The sequence below is a fragment of the Phaeobacter sp. JH20_26 genome, assembly GCF_048056275.1.
Lineage (GTDB): Bacteria > Pseudomonadota > Alphaproteobacteria > Rhodobacterales > Rhodobacteraceae > Phaeobacter > Phaeobacter bryozoorum.
Genome location: NZ_JAYMWL010000013.1, coordinates 876,437 through 893,731 on the forward strand (window position 1 = coordinate 876,437; position 17,295 = coordinate 893,731).

Annotated in this window: 18 protein-coding genes; 9 read left to right on the top strand and 9 right to left on the bottom strand. The window is 61.3% G+C overall.

Annotation, left to right across the window (positions count from 1 at the left end; all coding sequences use genetic code 11):
* Positions 1 to 163 precede the first annotated feature (163 nt).
* From tatC to tatA, 3 genes are read right to left on the bottom strand one after another with little or no spacing between them, the layout of a single operon-like run.
* Entirely contained in the window at positions 164 to 1,138 is a 975-nt protein-coding gene (gene tatC / locus VWY60_RS10030) for a twin-arginine translocase subunit TatC (RefSeq protein WP_416540381.1), read from the bottom strand.
* Positions 1,135 to 1,620: a Sec-independent protein translocase protein TatB gene (tatB, locus tag VWY60_RS10035; RefSeq protein WP_260087519.1), complete on the bottom strand. Its 486-nt coding sequence runs from the start codon at positions 1,618 to 1,620 to the stop codon at positions 1,135 to 1,137. Before tatB ends, tatC begins: the two co-directional genes overlap by 4 nt.
* Before the next feature lie 6 nt (positions 1,621 to 1,626).
* Positions 1,627 to 1,845, bottom strand: coding sequence for a twin-arginine translocase TatA/TatE family subunit (gene tatA, locus VWY60_RS10040; protein ID WP_260080776.1), 219 nt, complete (start codon positions 1,843 to 1,845; stop codon positions 1,627 to 1,629).
* 225 nt (positions 1,846 to 2,070) lie between these two features.
* On the opposite strand from tatA, the gene VWY60_RS10045 reads away from it, so the two are divergent.
* Positions 2,071 to 2,379, top strand: coding sequence for an antibiotic biosynthesis monooxygenase family protein (locus VWY60_RS10045; RefSeq protein WP_416535921.1), 309 nt, complete (start codon positions 2,071 to 2,073; stop codon positions 2,377 to 2,379).
* Positions 2,380 to 2,513: 134 nt separating this feature from the next.
* Complete coding sequence (locus VWY60_RS10050) at positions 2,514 to 3,221, top strand: helix-turn-helix transcriptional regulator (RefSeq protein WP_416537781.1); 708 nt, start codon at positions 2,514 to 2,516, stop codon at positions 3,219 to 3,221.
* A gap of 10 nt (positions 3,222 to 3,231) precedes the next feature.
* Here VWY60_RS10050 and VWY60_RS10055 read toward each other — a convergent pair whose 3' ends face one another.
* The 3 genes from VWY60_RS10055 to VWY60_RS10065 all read right to left on the bottom strand — a co-directional run bounded on the left by VWY60_RS10055 (position 3,232) and on the right by VWY60_RS10065 (position 6,451).
* Entirely contained in the window at positions 3,232 to 4,359 is a 1,128-nt protein-coding gene (locus tag VWY60_RS10055; RefSeq protein ID WP_340545141.1) for an ABC transporter ATP-binding protein, read from the bottom strand.
* Between the two features lie 171 nt (positions 4,360 to 4,530).
* On the bottom strand, positions 4,531 to 5,658 hold the full coding sequence (locus tag VWY60_RS10060; RefSeq protein WP_416540382.1) for a hypothetical protein: 1,128 nt from the start codon (positions 5,656 to 5,658) through the stop codon (positions 4,531 to 4,533).
* Positions 5,659 to 5,671: 13 nt separating this feature from the next.
* The gene (locus VWY60_RS10065) at positions 5,672 to 6,451 is read right to left on the bottom strand and encodes an SDR family oxidoreductase (protein ID WP_340545139.1); all 780 of its coding nucleotides are present in this window, start codon (positions 6,449 to 6,451) and stop codon (positions 5,672 to 5,674) included.
* A gap of 295 nt (positions 6,452 to 6,746) precedes the next feature.
* Here VWY60_RS10065 and VWY60_RS10070 point away from each other — a divergent pair, with 295 nt between their 5' ends.
* From VWY60_RS10070 to VWY60_RS10100, 7 genes are all read left to right on the top strand, one after another.
* A complete protein-coding gene (locus VWY60_RS10070) occupies positions 6,747 to 7,715 on the top strand; it encodes a Hint domain-containing protein (protein ID WP_416540383.1) in 969 nt (322 codons plus the stop codon).
* Positions 7,716 to 7,882: 167 nt separating this feature from the next.
* Positions 7,883 to 8,314 carry a nuclear transport factor 2 family protein gene (locus VWY60_RS10075; protein ID WP_416540384.1) on the top strand — a complete coding sequence of 144 codons (432 nt, stop codon included), beginning with the start codon at positions 7,883 to 7,885 and terminating at the stop codon, positions 8,312 to 8,314.
* Between the two features lie 89 nt (positions 8,315 to 8,403).
* Positions 8,404 to 10,011, top strand: a complete 1,608-nt coding sequence (locus tag VWY60_RS10080; RefSeq protein ID WP_416540385.1) for a peptide chain release factor 3 — start codon at positions 8,404 to 8,406, stop codon at positions 10,009 to 10,011.
* Between the two features lie 21 nt (positions 10,012 to 10,032).
* Positions 10,033 to 10,794, top strand: a complete 762-nt coding sequence (locus tag VWY60_RS10085; protein ID WP_416540386.1) for a hypothetical protein — start codon at positions 10,033 to 10,035, stop codon at positions 10,792 to 10,794.
* The gene (locus VWY60_RS10090) at positions 10,791 to 11,756 is read left to right on the top strand and encodes a glycosyltransferase family 2 protein (RefSeq protein ID WP_416540387.1); all 966 of its coding nucleotides are present in this window, start codon (positions 10,791 to 10,793) and stop codon (positions 11,754 to 11,756) included. The genes VWY60_RS10085 and VWY60_RS10090 overlap by 4 nt, the downstream gene beginning before the upstream one ends.
* 179 nt (positions 11,757 to 11,935) lie before the next feature.
* Positions 11,936 to 13,489, top strand: coding sequence for a DEAD/DEAH box helicase (locus VWY60_RS10095; protein ID WP_416540388.1), 1,554 nt, complete (start codon positions 11,936 to 11,938; stop codon positions 13,487 to 13,489).
* Between the two features lie 216 nt (positions 13,490 to 13,705).
* Positions 13,706 to 13,879 carry an RSP_7527 family protein gene (locus VWY60_RS10100; protein WP_416535930.1) on the top strand — a complete coding sequence of 58 codons (174 nt, stop codon included), beginning with the start codon at positions 13,706 to 13,708 and terminating at the stop codon, positions 13,877 to 13,879.
* Positions 13,880 to 14,071: 192 nt separating this feature from the next.
* On the opposite strand, the gene VWY60_RS10105 is transcribed toward VWY60_RS10100, so the two are convergent.
* The 3 genes from VWY60_RS10105 to VWY60_RS10115 are packed head-to-tail and all read right to left on the bottom strand — an operon-like array spanning position 14,072 to position 17,288.
* Positions 14,072 to 15,739 carry a ribonuclease J gene (locus tag VWY60_RS10105; protein WP_416540389.1) on the bottom strand — a complete coding sequence of 556 codons (1,668 nt, stop codon included), beginning with the start codon at positions 15,737 to 15,739 and terminating at the stop codon, positions 14,072 to 14,074.
* The gene (locus tag VWY60_RS10110; protein WP_340545130.1) at positions 15,729 to 16,517 is read right to left on the bottom strand and encodes a type III pantothenate kinase; all 789 of its coding nucleotides are present in this window, start codon (positions 16,515 to 16,517) and stop codon (positions 15,729 to 15,731) included. The genes VWY60_RS10105 and VWY60_RS10110 overlap by 11 nt, the downstream gene beginning before the upstream one ends.
* 21 nt (positions 16,518 to 16,538) lie before the next feature.
* Complete coding sequence (locus VWY60_RS10115) at positions 16,539 to 17,288, bottom strand: biotin--[acetyl-CoA-carboxylase] ligase (protein WP_416540390.1); 750 nt, start codon at positions 17,286 to 17,288, stop codon at positions 16,539 to 16,541.
* Positions 17,289 to 17,295: the final 7 nt, after the last annotated feature.

Sequence of the window (17,295 nt, forward strand, 5' to 3'; positions counted from 1 at the left end):
CCGGCGTCAAAGCATGTTCCGGCTGCGCGAGCAAGGGGGCAGCCTATACACCCCTGCCCGATCCGCCCTGGCGCCCCGGCCGCATGAGAAAGGGCGCACCGTCTCCGGCGCGCCCTTCCTCGATATGCTGGTCCAGATCTGGCAGGAGCAGATCCGGTCTGGATTACCGGGTCTTGCCGTCGTCCTCATCGTCGAACTCGGCCATCAACGGGTCGTCTTCGGGATGCCGGTCCATCTCCTCGAACAGATCGTCGCCGTCATCATCCTCGTCATCATAGTAGCCTTCTGCGCGCAGCTTGGCCTCGCGGGTCTTTTCCACCTGACGCACCAACAGGATCGACAGCTCGTAAAGGCCATAGACCACCGAGAACAGGATGCCTTGGGTGATCACATCCGGCGGCGTCACCAGCGCAGCCAGCACCAGAATGGCGACAACCGCGTATTTGCGCACGCTGCCAAGACCATCGGCGCTGACCAGCCCAGCCTTGCCCATCAGGGTCAGGAGCACCGGCAGCTGGAAACACAGGCCAAAGGCCATAATGAACTTCAGCGTGATGTCCAGCGACTCGTTGACCTTGCCAAAGAAGGTGATGCGCACACCTTCTGTGGTTTCCGGCACCACGGCGGCATCCGCAGGCAGGTTGTCGACCGCGCCGGACAAGAGGTTGGCAAAGATGGATGACACATCGGCAAAGCCAAGGAAAAACGCCATCGCCAGCGGTGTGACCACGAAATGGGCAAAACTGGCCCCCAAGAGGAACATCACCGGCGATGCGATGAGGAAGGGCAAAAAGGCGTTCTTCTCTGTCTTGTAGAGCCCCGGTGCCACAAAGCGCCAGAGCTGGAAGCCGATAACCGGGAATGACAGCGCAAAGCCAAACACCATGGAGATGCGGAACAGCGTGAACAGATATTCCTGCGGGCTGGTGTATTGCAGCGTTGGCGACGGGTCGCCGAGGCTGCGCAGGGTTTCCTCGATCGGGCCAAGCAGGAACTGCAGGATCGGCTCTGCCACGGTGAAGGCCAGCACGATCCCCACGATGAACGCGCCAACCGCCCGGATCAGGCGGGTGCGCAATTCGGCCAGATGCTCAATCAGCGGCGCTGTGCTGTCGTCGATATCCTCGGACGCGCTCATGTCTTGGTCTCACTTTCTGACGTCGCCGACGTGTCTGTGGCAGCCAGGGCCGCCTCCGCTTCGGCTGCCTTGGCCTGGGCCTCTGCGGCCTCGCGTGCCTTGCGGTCCGCAGCGGCACGGGCAGTGGCCGCCTGGATCTTCTTGGCATCCTCAGCCCGCTCAGCGGCCAGTTTCCCGGTTTCACTGTCGGGGTCGAACTTGGTCGGGTCGATGGATTTTGCCATATCCTGCGCGGCCTGTTTGACGCCGTCCATTGCGGTATTGACCGGGTTGGCCGCTGCTTTCAGCCCCTTGGCCATCTCATTGACGCCCGCCTCATCGGCGGCGTCATTCATGGCCCGGCTGAATTCGCGCGCCATGCCCTTGGCCTTGCCCACGAACCGTCCGACATTGCGGAACAAAACCGGCAGGTCCTTGGGCCCGACAACAATCAGCGCCACAACGCCGATAACCATGAGTTCGGTCCACCCAAGATCAAACATCGCGGCTTAGACCTTGTCTTTTTCGGTCTCGGGCGTCACGTCGCGCGCGGTCTCGGCGGTGGTCTCTTCTTCCAGCTCCTTGGTGCTGTCGTTCACACCCTTTTTGAAGGCGGTGATGCCTTTGCCGACCTCACCCATCAGCGAGGAAATCTTGCCGCGGCCAAAGAGGACCAGAACCACGACGGCGATGAGCAGCAGGCCGGGAAGGCCAATATTATTAAGCATGAGAGCGTCTCCTTCTGCGGCAGATCCGCCGGGAGACGGTCTGCGTTGTTGTTTGACCTGTTATTAAGCGCCGAGCCCCCGGCGGGAAAAGCGGTGAGACATCGGCAGGGGCGTGGATTCCACGCAAAACTGCATTTTTGCGCGCTGCTGAAAACACAACTGACAGGTTTATGTCAGTTGGACTGCTCTACACCACCCCCATCACAGCATTCAAGGAGAGACGTGATGAGCAAACATGTTGCAGAGATTGTGACCTTCAAACTGGCCGAAGGTGTGAGCGAAGCGGAATTCATCGTGCTGAGCCAGGCCAGCGAATCCTTCGTTCGCGCCCAGCCCGGATTTGTTCACCGACAGCTGAGCTGCGGCGAGGACGGGCGCTGGACCGATTATGTCATCTGGGCAGACATGGAAACCGCCAAGTCGGTCGCGGCTGAGTTCCACAAGCAGGACTTCTGCGCCAGCCTGATGCAGGCGATTGCCGAGGGCACTGCGCAGATGCGTCATGAGGAGGTACAGTGGAGCATGGCCTCCTGAGGGGCGCGAGCCAGGCTCAGGTCAAGTACGGAGGGTGGATGCGCTGCATCCGCCCTCTATCCGGCGGGGGGCGTCAATCACTGCGCGTGGTGTCGGGCCTTGACCTCCTCCCCGCGCCGTTCCAAGGCTAGATCATGCGCCGTACTGATCGCCTCTTTGATATTATCCAGATCCTGCGCGACGGGAAATTGCACCGCGCACAGGATATCGCCGAACGGCTGGAAGTCTCGACCCGGACGATCTACCGCGACATGGATACGCTGGTTGCCAGCGGTGTCCCGGTGGAGGGCGCACGAGGGGTCGGCTATATGGTGCGCGAAGCGATCACGCTGCCGCCGCTGACGCTGACTGCGGAGGAGCTGGAGGCGCTGAACCTGGGCATGGCGATTGTGGCCGAGGCCGCCGATCCGGATTTGAAGGCCGCCGCCGAGAGGCTGGCCGCCAAGGTGGACGCGGTGCTGCCCGAAGGCACCATCGCCGAGGCGGATGCGTGGAAGTTTGCCGTCTACCCCTTTGCCGATGCTGCGCGGGGCTTTACGCAGATGCCAACCTTGCGGGCCGCGATAAAGGCCCGCCAGAAGCTGCATCTGACCTATCGCCGCATTGATGAGACGCTGACCGAGCGCGTCATCCGCCCCTTGCATATGGAGTATTGGGGCCGGGTCTGGACGCTGACCGCCTGGTGCGAAACGCGTGGCGATTTCCGGGTGTTCCGGGTCGACCTGATCGAAGCGGCCAAACCCCTGCCCGAGCTGTTCGTGGATGAGCCCGGCAAACGGTTGATGGACTACCAGCCCTATGCCGACTCGTCCGATGCCGCTGCGGGGCCAACGACCGGCTGATGGATGTAGCTCAGCTGCCGGTCGGGAAGACGAAGCAGCGGTTGCGCCGAACCGTGAGCCACATCACCCGGCCTGCATCCGGCAGGAATACATTGGGCACTGTCGCCTTCAGCACGCTGCCATCGAAATCCATGCGAAATTCAACCAGGCTCTCATGCCCTAGAAAGCGCGCCCGCTCGACCACGCCGCGCGCGGCTACCCCGTCGCTGGGGGTCGGGTGCGGGCCGCGCCCGTTCCGATCAAAATCAATGCGCAGATGTTGGGGGCGGAACACGATGTCGACCTTGGTGCCATCAGGCACACCCGGCGCCAGAAACTGACCAAAGGGCGTTTCGGCCAGAGCGCCATTCACTTCGGCATGAAGAACATTGGTGTCGCTGAAGAACCCCACCGCCGCACGATCGACCGGACGGGTATAGACATTATAGGGCGCCCCCTGCTGCACGATCTTACCGGACCGCATCAGCGCAATCTCATCAGCCATCCGCATCGCCTCTTCCGGCTCATGGGTGACCAGCAGGACGGCAGCATCCTCTTCCTTCAGCAATGTCAGGGTCTCGTCGCGAATGCCGTCGCGCAGGCGATTGTCCAGCCCGGAGAACGGCTCATCCATCAGCATGATGCGCGGCTTGGGCGCCAGCGCGCGGGCCAGGGCCACCCGCTGCTGTTCGCCGCCCGACAGCTGATGGGGGAATTCGTCGATATATTGCGACAGCGACACCTTCTGCAGCAGCTCCTGCACCCGGAGGCGTTTCTCGTCCTTGCTGCCCTTCAGTCCGAAGGCGACATTGTCGGCCACGCTCAGATGCGGGAACAGGGCAAAGTCCTGAAACATAAGCCCGATTTCCCGGCGTTCGGGCGGAACGCGGAACACGGTGTCGCAGATCAGCTTGCCATCGACGTAAATCTCGCCGCTGTCCTGCATCTCGACGCCGGCAATCATCCGCAAAGTGGTGGATTTGCCGCAACCCGAAGGCCCCAGAAGACAGGTCACCTGACCGGCCTGGATCTGTAGCGACACGTCATCCACCACCGCCCGCCCGTCAAAGAAGCGCCGCAGGTTGCGGATCTCCAGACGTGGTGCGGTCACGGCGGGTCTATCGGTGCCAACCATCGGATCAAGGGGGGCAGATGTCATGCGACCTCGTAACTGGTTTCTGATCAAAACGATCTGGTTTAGCTCGCAGATATCAACCCCGCTGCCCCCATGCAAGGGAACGGGGCGCGGCGCGACAGATCGCGCTTTGGATCGGGCAAACTCACCGCTGACGGAGGGGCAGCTGGCAGAGGGTAAACCGAGGGCTGACTGCTAGCTCATAGGCTCCAGCAGATCAAAGGTGAGATCATCCCGCACCCGGCCATTGACCAGCAACTCCAGCCGATGCGGCCCCGGCACCAGCGTAAAGGTGCTGGCCCCGGCTTTCAGCGGATGGCGCTTGCTGAGACGGGTGCCGCCATCGGAGATCGCCGTCTGTTTCAGTTTGAAGACCTTCGCCGAGACCTTGCCTCCGGGGCGCTGGAAATGCAGGCGATAATCCACCAGCACAGGGGCGCCGGGCGCGCCGTCCAGATGGCAGTCAAATTGCAGGGCTCCGCCGATACGGACCGGCTCCTTGGCAAGCGCCAGCGTCGCCTTGACGGCGGTCTCGGGATCATAGCCCAGCATCTGCATGGCGCCTGTATGACCCTCTTTGACGAGACCGCGCAGGGCATGGGCCGTGATCCAGGCCAGCTCCTCCGGGCGCTGCTGGTCGGCCGCCTGCCAGCTGCGTAGCCGGTCCAGCACCAGTTCCGGCTCCTTTTTCGAGATGTCATTCAGGTGGTTGGCGACCGAGCGGGTGACATAGCGGGTTGGATCTGCGTGAAGCTGATCCAACAGCGGCAAGGGCTGCGCAAGAGACAGCGGTACCGACTGCCCCCAGGGTAGCCTTGGACGGGTGCCCTCGCTCACCAGACGGCGGACATGATAATTGTCGCTCGTGGCCCAGTGCTGCATCTCTGCCAGCGTCAGATCGGTCCAGCGGGTCAAAAAGGGACGTATCGCCCATTCCATCGAGAACCGCTGCGTGATGTCGCGGAGCAGCTGCAACGACAGCTCCGGCGCCTGGTCCAGCCCGCGCAGCACCACAAATTCCCCCAAAGGCGCAAATATGAAATCACCGAAGTCATCATCGCTCAGGCTTGGGTCCAGAGGCGGTGGCAAGGCGCGCCGCAACACCGGTGCTGCGGCCTCCAGATCCTCCGGTAGGTGGCGGGCCAGCACATCGGCAATCAGCGCGATGCGCTGCTTCAGCTCCAGATCGGGCAGATCCGCCATCACCTCGGACACAAATCTGTCCGCTTCAAACCCCGGGTCCGCCGCCGCAAAGAGACCCGCGAGATAGCGGGTCTTCTCAAGATTAAACAACTGATCCTTCAGTGAGAAACCGGATGCCACGCTGCCGCCCCCATCAGATGGTCATATTGGTGGCGCCGCCATCCAACAGGATGTTCTGGCCAATGATAAAACCCGCATGCTGGGAGCAGAGAAAGGCGCAGGTAGCGCCAAATTCCTGCCGCGTGCCGTAGCGCCCGGCGGGAATGCTGGCGGCGCGCTGTTCGGCCGCTTCCTCAAGCGATATCCCCTGTTGCTGGGCCACGCCCGTATCCAGCGAGACCGCGCGGTCAGTGGCATGGATGCCGGGAAGCAGATTGTTGATGGTCACGCCCCTGGACGCGACCTGGCGCGAGGTGCCTGCCACATAGCCGGTCAGCCCGGTGCGCGCCGCATTGGAGAGGCCCAGAACCGCTATCGGTGCCTTCACCGACTGTGAGGTGATGTTGACGACACGGCCCCATCCGCGTTCCATCATGCCGGGGACCAGCGCCCTGATCAGCGCGATCGGCGTCAGCATGTTCGCATCCAGCGCCCTGATGAAATCATCACGGCCCCAATCGGACCACATGCCCGGTGGCGGCCCGCCCGCGTTGGTGACAAGGATATCGACGCCCTCTGCCGCGGCGATAACCTCGGCCTGCCCTGCCTCGGTGGTGATGTCAGCAGCAATGGTTTCGACATTGACACCATGCACATCGCGGATCGACTGGGCTGACGCCAGAAGCGCCTCTTCGCCGCGCGCGTTCATCACCAGATCCACGCCCGCCTCGGCCAGAGCCTCAGCACAGCCCAGCCCCAGCCCCTTGCTGCTGGCACAGACCAACGCCCGCTTTCCCGACAATCCCAAATCCATCAGATCTCTCCCTGTTACGGCGCGTCGTCGTCCGCCTGTCAGCTGCCCGATGGGCTGATGTAGCGGACCGGATCACGCATCTGTTCTGTTGCCCGAAGCTTGCACACTCGCCCCGGGATTGACCAGCCCCGATGCCATCGGCGACCCGGTGGTCGTCCCCTGCCCTGCCGGCTTTGGCAGTTTCCCCCTGCGGCTTCGCAAAACCACCCCGCTCTGGTCCGCATCTCGCCACATTTCGCCGCAAGATAGAAGGTCATACGCGCAGGATGCGCACACGATACTGGTTAGGTTATTCATGCTGACACAGCTGCATCAGAGCCCCGTTGCCGCCCAGATTCTTGCTGTTTTTCCTGCCGCCGATTTCTGCGTCGAGATGGGCGCGAATATGGGCGATGGGCTTGGGGTATATGATGACCTGCATCTGGACGACGTCTATCAGCTGATGCGCGACGCGCCACCGCGCCAATTGTCGTTGACCGCACGCGCGGACGGGCAGCTTGTTCTTGGTCAGGACAGCGCAACCGGTGCACCCGGTGCCCGGCTGCATCTGGATTGCCTGTTAACGCTGATGCCGGATATCGGCGCCAATGTGGAGGCGCTGGTGGTGGTTGAGGTCGATGACGACGGGTTGATCGCGGCGATCTATCTGCTGCCGCTTGCCCCCTTGCTGCCGCAGACCGGCTATACCCTTGTGCGCAAGACCCGCGAGGGCACGCGCCAGCGGCTTGCACAGCTGGCCTGTGTCTCCTTCACGCGCGGAACACATATCACCCTGGACACCGGCGCCCAGCGACCGATTGAGGATCTACAGGTAGGCGACCGGGTTCTGACCCGCGATGCCGGTGCCCAAGTGGTGCGCTGGATCGGCCAATGCACCAGCCGTGCGGTTGGAGAAATGGCTCCGATCCTGATCCGGGCCGGGGCGCTCAACAACGCAAATGACCTGCTTGTCAGCCCGGACCACCGGTTGCTGGTGCATCGTTGTCGTGAAGGTCGCCGCCGTGGCCGACCAGATCAGCTGGTGCGCGCACGCGAACTGGTCAATGGCATCGACATTGTCGAACGAACCGGCGGCTTCATCGACTATTTCCAGCTGCTGTTTGATCGCCACCAGATCATCTTTGCCGAAGGGATCGCCGCTGAGAGCCTGCTGCTTGATCCGCTGACACGGGCTGCGCTGCCGCAGGAGAAGCTGATCCGCACGCCGGGCCTGATCCCCGGTCAACCACCGCGCATCTCGGGCCTGGAGCCGCGCCCGATGTAAACACGCTGGTATATGGCCCCTTCGCGCCGGGATGTGCGGGGCCGCAACAGATGCCCGGGAACTGGGCGAGAGGCGAAGCGAGTTTACGATTACTGATAGAATTGCCCCTACAATTCAACCATATGGGGAATTCTCTCCTTATGGACTCTATGGGACTTTGCCTGACGATGACAAAACAGCAACTGGTGCAGCGCTGGTTTTTCGAGGTCTGGGAGAAACGCAACATGGCCGCGTTTGCCGAGATGCTGGCCCCCTCTCTGGATACGACCGAACTGCTCGACGGGCTCCCCAATCCACGTCAGGACTATCCTGTCCTGATTGACGTCGTTCACAAGCTTGCGGGCAAATTCCGCGTTCAGATCCTGCAGTATATCGAGGATGGCGACTGGACCTCGACACGCTATCTGCTGACCTCTGATGGCCCGGACGGGATGACGCCGGTCAGTGCCGAGGGGATCATGATGATTCGGTTTGCGGACGGCAAAATCGCCGAGCTGAGTTCCAAGTTCGATGCCTTCACCTTTTTTGAACAGCTGGGTCAGCTGCCGCCAGATGCCATGCCGGCCTGCCTTGGAGGGCAGACGCTGGTCTGGGAGTAACCAGCCGGCCTCAGCTATCAGGACCGCGACGCAACGGCTGTCGCCCTGTTTTTCTTGCCTCGGCCCGCCATCCTGATATACGCGCGCTCATGCTCGATATCGTCCCAAACCGCCCCGACCTGCCGGCCGAAATTGCCCGGCGCCGCACCTTTGCGATCATTTCGCATCCGGATGCCGGCAAAACCACGCTGACTGAAAAGTTCCTGCTTTATGGCGGTGCTATTCAGATGGCAGGTCAGGTGCGCGCCAAAGGCGAGGCACGGCGCACGCGGTCGGATTTCATGCAGATGGAGAAGGACCGCGGGATCTCCGTCTCAGCCTCGGCCATGTCGTTTGACTACAACAGCTACCGCTTCAATCTGGTGGACACACCCGGTCACTCCGATTTCTCGGAAGATACCTATCGCACGCTGACGGCGGTGGACTCGGCGGTGATGGTGATCGACGGTGCCAAGGGTGTGGAAAGCCAGACCCAGAAGCTGTTTGAAGTCTGCCGCCTGCGCGACCTGCCGATTCTGACGTTCTGTAACAAGATGGACCGAGAGAGCCGGGACACCTTTGAGATCATCGACGAGATCCAGCAGAACCTTGCGATTGACGTGACGCCCGCCAGCTGGCCGATCGGCGTTGGCCGTGATTTCATCGGTTGTTACGACATGCTGCGCGACCGGCTGGAACTGATGGACCGCGCGGATCGCAACAAGATCGCCGAAAGCATCGCGATTGAGGGGTTGGACGATCCCAAGCTGGCCGAGCATGTGCCTGCACATCTGCTTGAGAAGCTGCTGGAAGAGGTCGAAATGGCCCGCGAGCTGCTGCCTGCACTGGATCCGCAATCGGTGCTTGAGGGGCATATGACGCCGATCTGGTTCGGCTCGGCGATCAATTCCTTTGGCGTGAAGGAACTGATGGATGGCATCAGCACCTACGGACCCGAGCCGCAGCCACAATCGGCGCTGCCGCGCCAGATTGCGCCGGATGAGACGAAGGTTGCCGGTTTTGTATTCAAGGTGCAGGCCAATATGGATCCCAAGCACCGCGACCGTGTGGCCTTTGTCCGGCTGGCCTCGGGCCATTTCAAACGCGGTATGAAGCTGACCCATGTGCGCTCAAAGAAGCCGATGGCCATCTCCAACCCGGTGTTGTTCCTGGCCTCTGACCGCGAGCTGGCCGAGGAAGCCTGGGCTGGTGACATCATCGGCATCCCGAACCACGGCCAGCTGCGCATCGGCGACACGCTGACCGAAGGAGAGGCGCTGCGTGTCAGCGGCATTCCGTCCTTTGCGCCGGAACTGTTGCAGGGGGTGCGCGCGGGTGACCCGATGAAGGCCAAGCACCTGGAAAAGGCGCTGATGCAATTTGCCGAGGAAGGTGCCGCAAAGGTCTTCAAACCCTCGATCGGCTCCGGCTTTATCGTGGGTGTGGTCGGCCAGCTGCAATTCGAAGTGCTGGCGAGCCGTATCGAGATGGAATACGGCCTGCCGGTGCGCTTCGAAGCCTCGCAGTTCACCTCGGCCCGCTGGGTCAGTGGCGACAAGACCGCGCTTGATAAATTCATCAATACCAACAAGCAGCACATTGCCCATGACCATGACGGCGACGTGGTCTATCTGACCCGCCTGCAGTGGGATATCGACCGTGTAGAGCGCGACTATCCAGACTTGAAACTGACGGCGACCAAGGAGATGATGGTTTAAGACCAGCACCCTGACACATAGGTGACATCAGACCCCGCCATGGATATCGACAACGAAACCTATCCTGGCGGGTTCTACAGCCTGCTGCGCCAGCTTGATAAAAAAGAGACCCCCTTCATAGATCCGGCGTCGGCGCTGCCGCCGGTGGATGAGGATCTCTCGTCGCTGCTCGCCCCCCTGCCCGAGGCCGCACTACAGTCACCAGAGGACGATCTGCCCAGTCGGCATATCGCGCGGAAATGGGAGGCCCTGCGAGCCGAGTTCGCAGGTCAGCCCGAACTTTGGGCACGACATGCGCTGTGCATCGCGATTCTGCGGCGCCGGGATCCGCCAGAGCAAGCGCGCAGCCTCTTTCTGCGGATCTGGCGCGAACAGGGCGCGATGCTCGCCGCCGAGCTGCCCACACGCTGGTTGATTTCCGCCGCCGCCACCTTTGCCGATCATGGGGATACCATGGAGCAGCGGCTTGGTGGTCAGGGGCTCCAGATGCTGTTTCACCTGATCGCACTGCACGATAGCGAACGTCGGCTGTCAGGACGGCCGACCGACAGCGGCTTTCCTCGGGTGAAAGGCAAGAAGCTTGACGATATCGGCTTTGGCATGAAGCCCTATCACCTGCCCCACGGAGATCTGGATCGGTACATGCTGGCGCGGCTCTGGCGCCAGGTCGAGGACGATGCCGTGCTGCGCCCGCTTGGTGTGCGGATGCTGCGGATGGTCATGGACGATCCCCGCAGCATTTTCGGCCGCATTCAGCGTTACAAGAAACCCCGCAAATCATGAGCAGGCCCAACGATCCGAAATGGGGCATCGTCAGCACGATCAAGTCCGATGCAGAGACCATCCTGAATTTCGCCGCCTATCATCTGGATCTGGGGGCCCATCGGCTTCATCTCTATCTGGATGCGCCGAATCCTGAGGCCTATCCGCATCTGAAAGCACATCCAAAGGTGCGGGTCACCACCTGCGACGACAGCCACTGGAGCCAGCGCAAGAAACCGCGCCCGAAGATGCACCAGGCGCGCCAGACGATGAATGCGACCCATGCCTACGGCCGGATCCAGGCCGATTGGGTCGCCCATATAGATGTGGATGAATTTCTCTGGCCCCATATCTCGGCAAGAGGTGCGAGGCCGCAGATTGGCGAAATACTGGCTGCCCTGCCCGCTGAAACCGATGTCTTGCGGATGCGCCCGCTGGAAGCGCTTGCTGGGCGGGTGGATATGTATAAATCCATGATTGCCAGTGCAGCCGACCGCGAACAGCAGGTCCGCGCGATCTATCCCGAATTTGGTGTCTTCCTGAAAGGCGGGTTCCTCAGCCATACTGCGGGCAAGCTGTTCGCCCGCACCGGCCTGCCTGACATTCAGTTCCGAATCCACAACCTGTTCCAGCATGGTGAAAAAAACACGCGCGAGCAGGAGCAGAACGCCCTGCAGATCTGTCATCGCCACGCCCCGAGCTGGGAGGCCTGGCAGGACAGCTATCGGTTCCGGCTCAAGCAGGGCTCTTATCGTCCGGGTCTAGCTGCCGGGTTTTCGCGCAACCTCGGCGGGTTGAACACCCATGATCTGCTGTCGATGATCGAGGAAGAGCACGGTTCTGAAGGGCTGAAGCGTTTCTTTGGCGAAATCAACGCAGAGGCGCCAGACATCTATCAACGGCTGCAAAAGCGTGGGATGATCCACCACTGCCCGCTGGATCTGACCGCCAAACGGCGTGAACATTTCCCGCAATTTGAATAAACTGTTTCGAGTTTGCCCGTTTTTCAATCAATACGCGCCGAAAACCCGGCTTCGTTTGACGATTGCAGCGGATTTTGCTATGCCCCGCGCAAGCCGATAGAGACAGGACGCAAGACCATGCGGAATCGGCCCTGACATACACGCGCGGGCCAGGTCAGTGTCCGCAAAAACGGACGCATATGACAAAATTTTCAGATCTGAACCTGAACCCCAAAGTCCTCAAAGCGATTGAGGAAGCGGGTTACGAAACCCCCACCCCCATTCAGGCAGGGGCGATTCCGCCCGCCTTGGAAGGGCGCGATGTGCTGGGGATCGCACAGACCGGCACCGGCAAGACGGCTTCGTTCACCTTGCCGATGATCACTCTGCTGGCGCGTGGCCGCGCGCGTGCGCGGATGCCGCGCAGCCTGGTGCTTTGCCCCACGCGGGAGCTGGCAGCCCAGGTGGCGGAGAACTTCGACACCTATACCAAACACCTGAAACTGACGAAGGCCCTGCTGATCGGCGGTGTCTCCTTCAAGGAACAGGACACGCTGATCGACAAGGGGGTTGACGTTCTGATCGCAACGCCCGGTCGCCTGCTCGACCATTTCGAGCGCGGCAAGCTGATCCTGTCTGACGTCAAGGTGATGGTGGTGGATGAAGCCGACCGTATGCTCGACATGGGGTTCATCCCCGATATCGAACGCATCTTCGGCCTTACGCCCTTCACCCGTCAGACCCTGTTCTTCTCCGCCACCATGGCGCCGGAGATCGAGCGGATCACCAATACCTTCCTCTCCGCCCCGGAGCGTGTCGAAGTGGCGCGGCAGGCAACCACCTCTGAGAATATTTCCCAGGGTGTTGTGCTGTTCAAAGCCTCGCGCCGCGATCGTGAAGGCAGCGAGAAACGGAAGCTTCTGCGCCACCTGATTGATCAGGAAGGCGAGAAATGCACCAATGCGATCATCTTCTGCAACCGTAAGACGGATGTGGATATCGTTGCGAAATCGCTGAAGAAATACGGCTATGACGCGGCACCGATCCACGGTGATCTTGATCAGAGCCAGCGCACCAAGACGCTGGAAGGCTTCCGCGAAGGGTCGCTGCGCTTTCTGGTGGCATCTGATGTGGCCGCCCGCGGGCTTGATGTGCCCAGCGTCAGCCATGTGTTCAACTTCGATGTGCCGAGCCATGCTGAGGACTATGTTCACCGCATCGGCCGGACGGGTCGCGCAGGCCGTAACGGCACCGCGATGATGATCTGCGTGCCCAAGGACGAAAGGAACCTCGAAGATATCGAGCGCCTTGTCCAGAACGAGATCCCGCGTCTTGAGAACCCGCTGAAAAAGGCCGAACCAGCGGCAAAAGACAGCAAGGACGCAGCGACCGGCGAGACCACAGAGCGCAAGACCCGCAGCCGCAGGTCTTCCACCCGTGCATCGGCTGCCAAGGAATCAGCCGCCAAGGAAGAGACCGCAGCGCCAGAGGCACAGGCCAAGGATACCCCGACAGCTGAAGCCAAAGCGGCAACGCCGGAGCAGCCGCAAGGCGAGCAGGAGAAGCGCAGCGATAGCCGCTCTTCCTCCCGTCAGAAATCGGCTGAGAAACCCTCCACCCCCAAGACCGGGCAGAAGGGCAACCAGAAATCCGGCCGGGGACGTGGTGGCAACGACCGCAACAATGTGGTTGGCATGGGCGACCATATGCCGAGCTTTATCGCACTCAGCTTTGCCGAGCGCCGCGCCGGCTAAACTGGCTACCGCATAGTCGTATTCCGAAGGGCTGCCTCTTGGGGCGGCCCTTTTTCATATGTGTGATCAGGAACCTGACCGCAAACAGCGCCCGAATTCTCTCATGAGCTTTGCACTTGCGGCATGGCAGGATTGCCCATTTTTGCAGATGTCGCCCCCGGCAGGAACGCCTATCTGGAGGGCAACAAGACGCACTTAAGCAAGATGAGAGCCGCCATGAACAACCTTGAGTTCCCCACTGTGACCGCCGACGAAATCCGCGCCATCGAAGCCCGCGCACATGAGCTGCGCGCACAGGCGATGGCTTCCTTCCTGCGCAGCCTGGGCCGTGGGATCGTCAGCGTGCCCGGCAAGCTTGCAGCGCTGCTGTCGCGCCCCCGGCACGCCTGACCCCATCCGCAGCGACGCCTGCGCAGTATAGATTGACGGTTGCCCCTATAGCAGCCGAACAAAGCCCCGGCCCCACCGCCGGGGCTTTTTCTATAAAGCGCGTGGGCTGTGGCCCACAGGGCCGATGTGCACATAAAAAAAGCCCGCCACAGAAACTGCGGCGGGCCTGTCTATCAACTTGATCCGAAGCGATCAGCGCATCCGGCTGACCACCACGGTAACTTCCGGTTTCTTGCCAATCTCGTTCTGTGCTGTCTGGCGGGCAACGCGGCGAAGGTTTTCTTCCAGCTTGTCGTCATCGCGCAGTGTTTTGGCACCGGCGCGCATGATGAACTGGTTGAGATCCTCTTCCATCACCTCGACCAGCGCGGCATTGGAGCGGCCTGTCTCGGCCAACCCCTTGATATCGCACCAAGGTTCGCCCAATGGCTCATCTTCCTCGTCAAGAATGACGGTGACGATGATATGGCCGTTCAGCGCCATGCGAATCCGGTCCCGGACCACGCCATCCAGCGCACCGTATTTGACCGACCCATCCAGATAGGTGCGACCGGTGTCGACATAATCCACGACCTTGGGGCGATCACCGGTCAGGTCCATCATCATGCCGTTGACCACAACCGCGCTGGCAATGTCCTTGGCCTCGCCGAGACGGGCGTGCTGGCGCAGGTGACGGTGCTCGCCGTGCATCGGGATCAGCATCTGCGGCTTGATGATATCGTGCATCCGCTCCAGATCGGGGCGGTTTGCGTGACCGGAGACATGGTAGAGACCGGAGCTGTCATCGACCACATCCACACCCTTTTCGGAGAACTGGTTGATGATGCGAATGACGCCACGCTCATTGCCCGGAATGGTCTTTGAGGAGAACAGGAACAGGTCGCCCTCCTTAACCTCGATCCCGCGATACTTGCCGCGCGCCAGCTGGGCGGACGCCGCACGGCGTTCGCCCTGGCTACCAGTCACGATCAGCATCAGGTTCTCACGCGGCAGCTCTTGCGCGGCCTCGACACTGACCACCTTCGGAAAGTCCTTGAGCACGCCGGTTTCGGTGGCGGCTTCGATCATGCGCTGCATGGCGCGGCCCAGCAGCACGATGGAGCGCCCGGCCCGCTGACCGGCCTCGGCGAGGGTTTTCACCCGCGCGACATTGGAGGCAAATGTGGTGGCAACCACCATCCCCTCAGCCTCGCCCACCAGGCGGGTGATCTCGGGTCCGACATCGACCTCAGACCGGCCCGGATGCAGCGAGAATACATTGGTGGAGTCGCAGACCAGCGCCTTGACGCCATCCTTGGCAATCTCGCTCCACATGTCGGGATCAAATGCCTCGCCGACAATCGGCGTCGGGTCGGTTTTGAAATCACCGGTGTGAACGACCCGGCCCGCAGGCGTGTCGATCACCAGACCGCCACTCTCCGGAATGGAATGTGAGATCGGTGCAACGCCGATGGTAAACGGCCCCAGTTTGGTGACCTCTGGCCATGCGGAGACGGTTTTCACCTCTTCGCTGTCCAGACCGGCCTCATCCATCTTGCGGCGCGCCAGATTTGCGGTAAAGGCACGGGCATAGATTGGCACATTCAGGTCACGGTAGAGATGCGCCACGGCGCCGATGTGATCCTCATGGGCGTGGGTGATGAACACCCCCTCCAGCTGGTCGGCCCGTTCCTTCAGCCAGCTGATGTCCGGCATGATCAGATCCACGCCGGGCGTGCTGTCCATGTCCGGGAAAGTAACGCCAAGATCAACCAAGACCAGGCGTTCCTTGCCCGGTTTGCCGTAGCCGTAGATATAGGCGTTCATACCAATTTCGCCTGCCCCGCCGAGGGGCAGGTAGATTAAACGTTCAGTGCTCATCCTCGAGACCGTTATCCTTATTATATTTGTGTATGATCTGTAGCCCATGCATCGTGAGATCATCCTCAAATGCGTCAAACAGATCTGCTGTTTGCTGGAACAAAGGCGCCAGCCCGCCTGTCGAGATTACTTTCATCGGCACATCGCGCTCCGCTTTGATGCGGGCGCAGATTTCGCGCACCAGTCCTACGTATCCCCAGAACACACCTGACTGCATACATGCAACCGTATTGGTGCCGATCACCGACTGGGGTTTGGAAATATCCACATGCGGCAGGGCCGCTGCTGCCTGATGTAGGGCTTCCAGGCTCAAATTCACCCCCGGCGCAATCACACCGCCGATATAGGCGCCATCCTCGGCCACCACGTCAAAGGTTGTCGCCGTGCCAAAATCGACGACGATGAGGTTGCCGCCATATTTGTCAAACCCGGAGACTGTATTGACCAAACGGTCCGGGCCGACATTGGTTCCCTGATCAACCCGCACCGCAACCGGCAGCAGGCAGTCAGGCTTACCCACCACCAGGGGGCGAGTGTGGAAGTAACGATCCGCCAGCACCCGCAGATTGAACACAACGCGCGGGACCGTGGAGGAGATGATCATATCGGTGATATCCGCTTCGATCCCCTGTAGCCGTATCAGCGTATTGAGCCAGACAAAATACTGATCCGCCGTGCGCCGCCAATCGGTGGCGGTACGCCAGGTGCCGATGAAATTCTCCCCGTCCCAGATTGAGAAGACAGTATTGGTGTTGCCGCAATCGACTGCCAAAAGCATGACCTGCCCCGTTCCTATGCCCTAGAAAAAGATATCCGCCGCCGGAATGCTGACACGGCCCTTGGCGGTGTTTAGGACGAGGTTGCCGCCGCCGTCCACTGTCTCAAAGGTGCCTTCGGTTTCGGAGTTCATGGTGCGGGCCACCACCACCTCGCCCAGGCGCGCAGCACGGGCCAGCCAGGCGGTGCGGATCGGCTCGAACCCATAGGTGACGAACTGTCGTTCATAGCGGTCATAGGCGACAGCAAGCGCGGTCAGGAACGCCTCTGGGGTGACCTGGACCCCGGTTTCCGACAGCAGCGAGACAGGCCAGACAGCACCCGGTTCCAGCCATTCCTGCATCGGCGTCTCGATCAGATTGACACCAATCCCGATCGCAAGATGTGTCACACCGGCGGCGGCCCCCGCGCTTTCCAGCAGGATCCCCGCCAGCTTGCCACCATTCAGCAGCACGTCATTGGGCCATTTCAGTGCAAGTCCAGCCGTCTCGCCGCAGAGCGCGACACAGGCATCATAAAGCGCCAGCGCCGCAACAAAGCTGCGCAGCGCCACCTGATCGGGTGGCCCCTCCGGCCGCATGACGAGTGTTGCGGCAAAATTCCCCTTGGGCTCCTTCCAGGCACGGCCACGGCGCCCCCGCCCCTTTGTCTGGCGTTTGGCCATGATCCATTCAGGGCCGGTCAATGTGGGCGCGCGGCGCGCCGCCTCATCGAGGGTGCTGTCCACCTCGTCAAGCAGGCTCCGCTCGTATCCCTCTGGCCAATCACTCATGATGCTG

Excerpts from the sequence above, each read along its gene's own strand:
- tatC (WP_416540381.1), bottom strand. The coding sequence starts at position 1,138 with ATGAGCGCGTCCGAGGATATCGACGACAGCACAGCGCCGCTGATTGAG.
- tatB (WP_260087519.1), bottom strand. The coding sequence starts at position 1,620 with ATGTTTGATCTTGGGTGGACCGAACTCATGGTTATCGGCGTTGTGGCG.
- tatA (WP_260080776.1), bottom strand. The coding sequence starts at position 1,845 with ATGCTTAATAATATTGGCCTTCCCGGCCTGCTGCTCATCGCCGTCGTG.
- VWY60_RS10045 (WP_416535921.1), top strand. The coding sequence starts at position 2,071 with ATGAGCAAACATGTTGCAGAGATTGTGACCTTCAAACTGGCCGAAGGT.
- VWY60_RS10050 (WP_416537781.1), top strand. The coding sequence starts at position 2,514 with ATGCGCCGTACTGATCGCCTCTTTGATATTATCCAGATCCTGCGCGAC.
- VWY60_RS10055 (WP_340545141.1), bottom strand. The coding sequence starts at position 4,359 with ATGACATCTGCCCCCCTTGATCCGATGGTTGGCACCGATAGACCCGCC.
- VWY60_RS10065 (WP_340545139.1), bottom strand. The coding sequence starts at position 6,451 with ATGGATTTGGGATTGTCGGGAAAGCGGGCGTTGGTCTGTGCCAGCAGC.
- VWY60_RS10070 (WP_416540383.1), top strand. The coding sequence starts at position 6,747 with ATGCTGACACAGCTGCATCAGAGCCCCGTTGCCGCCCAGATTCTTGCT.
- VWY60_RS10075 (WP_416540384.1), top strand. The coding sequence starts at position 7,883 with ATGACAAAACAGCAACTGGTGCAGCGCTGGTTTTTCGAGGTCTGGGAG.
- VWY60_RS10080 (WP_416540385.1), top strand. The coding sequence starts at position 8,404 with ATGCTCGATATCGTCCCAAACCGCCCCGACCTGCCGGCCGAAATTGCC.
- VWY60_RS10090 (WP_416540387.1), top strand. The coding sequence starts at position 10,791 with ATGAGCAGGCCCAACGATCCGAAATGGGGCATCGTCAGCACGATCAAG.
- VWY60_RS10095 (WP_416540388.1), top strand. The coding sequence starts at position 11,936 with ATGACAAAATTTTCAGATCTGAACCTGAACCCCAAAGTCCTCAAAGCG.
- VWY60_RS10100 (WP_416535930.1), top strand. The coding sequence starts at position 13,706 with ATGAACAACCTTGAGTTCCCCACTGTGACCGCCGACGAAATCCGCGCC.
- VWY60_RS10105 (WP_416540389.1), bottom strand. The coding sequence starts at position 15,739 with ATGAGCACTGAACGTTTAATCTACCTGCCCCTCGGCGGGGCAGGCGAA.
- VWY60_RS10110 (WP_340545130.1), bottom strand. The coding sequence starts at position 16,517 with ATGCTTTTGGCAGTCGATTGCGGCAACACCAATACTGTCTTCTCAATC.
- VWY60_RS10115 (WP_416540390.1), bottom strand. The coding sequence starts at position 17,288 with ATGAGTGATTGGCCAGAGGGATACGAGCGGAGCCTGCTTGACGAGGTG.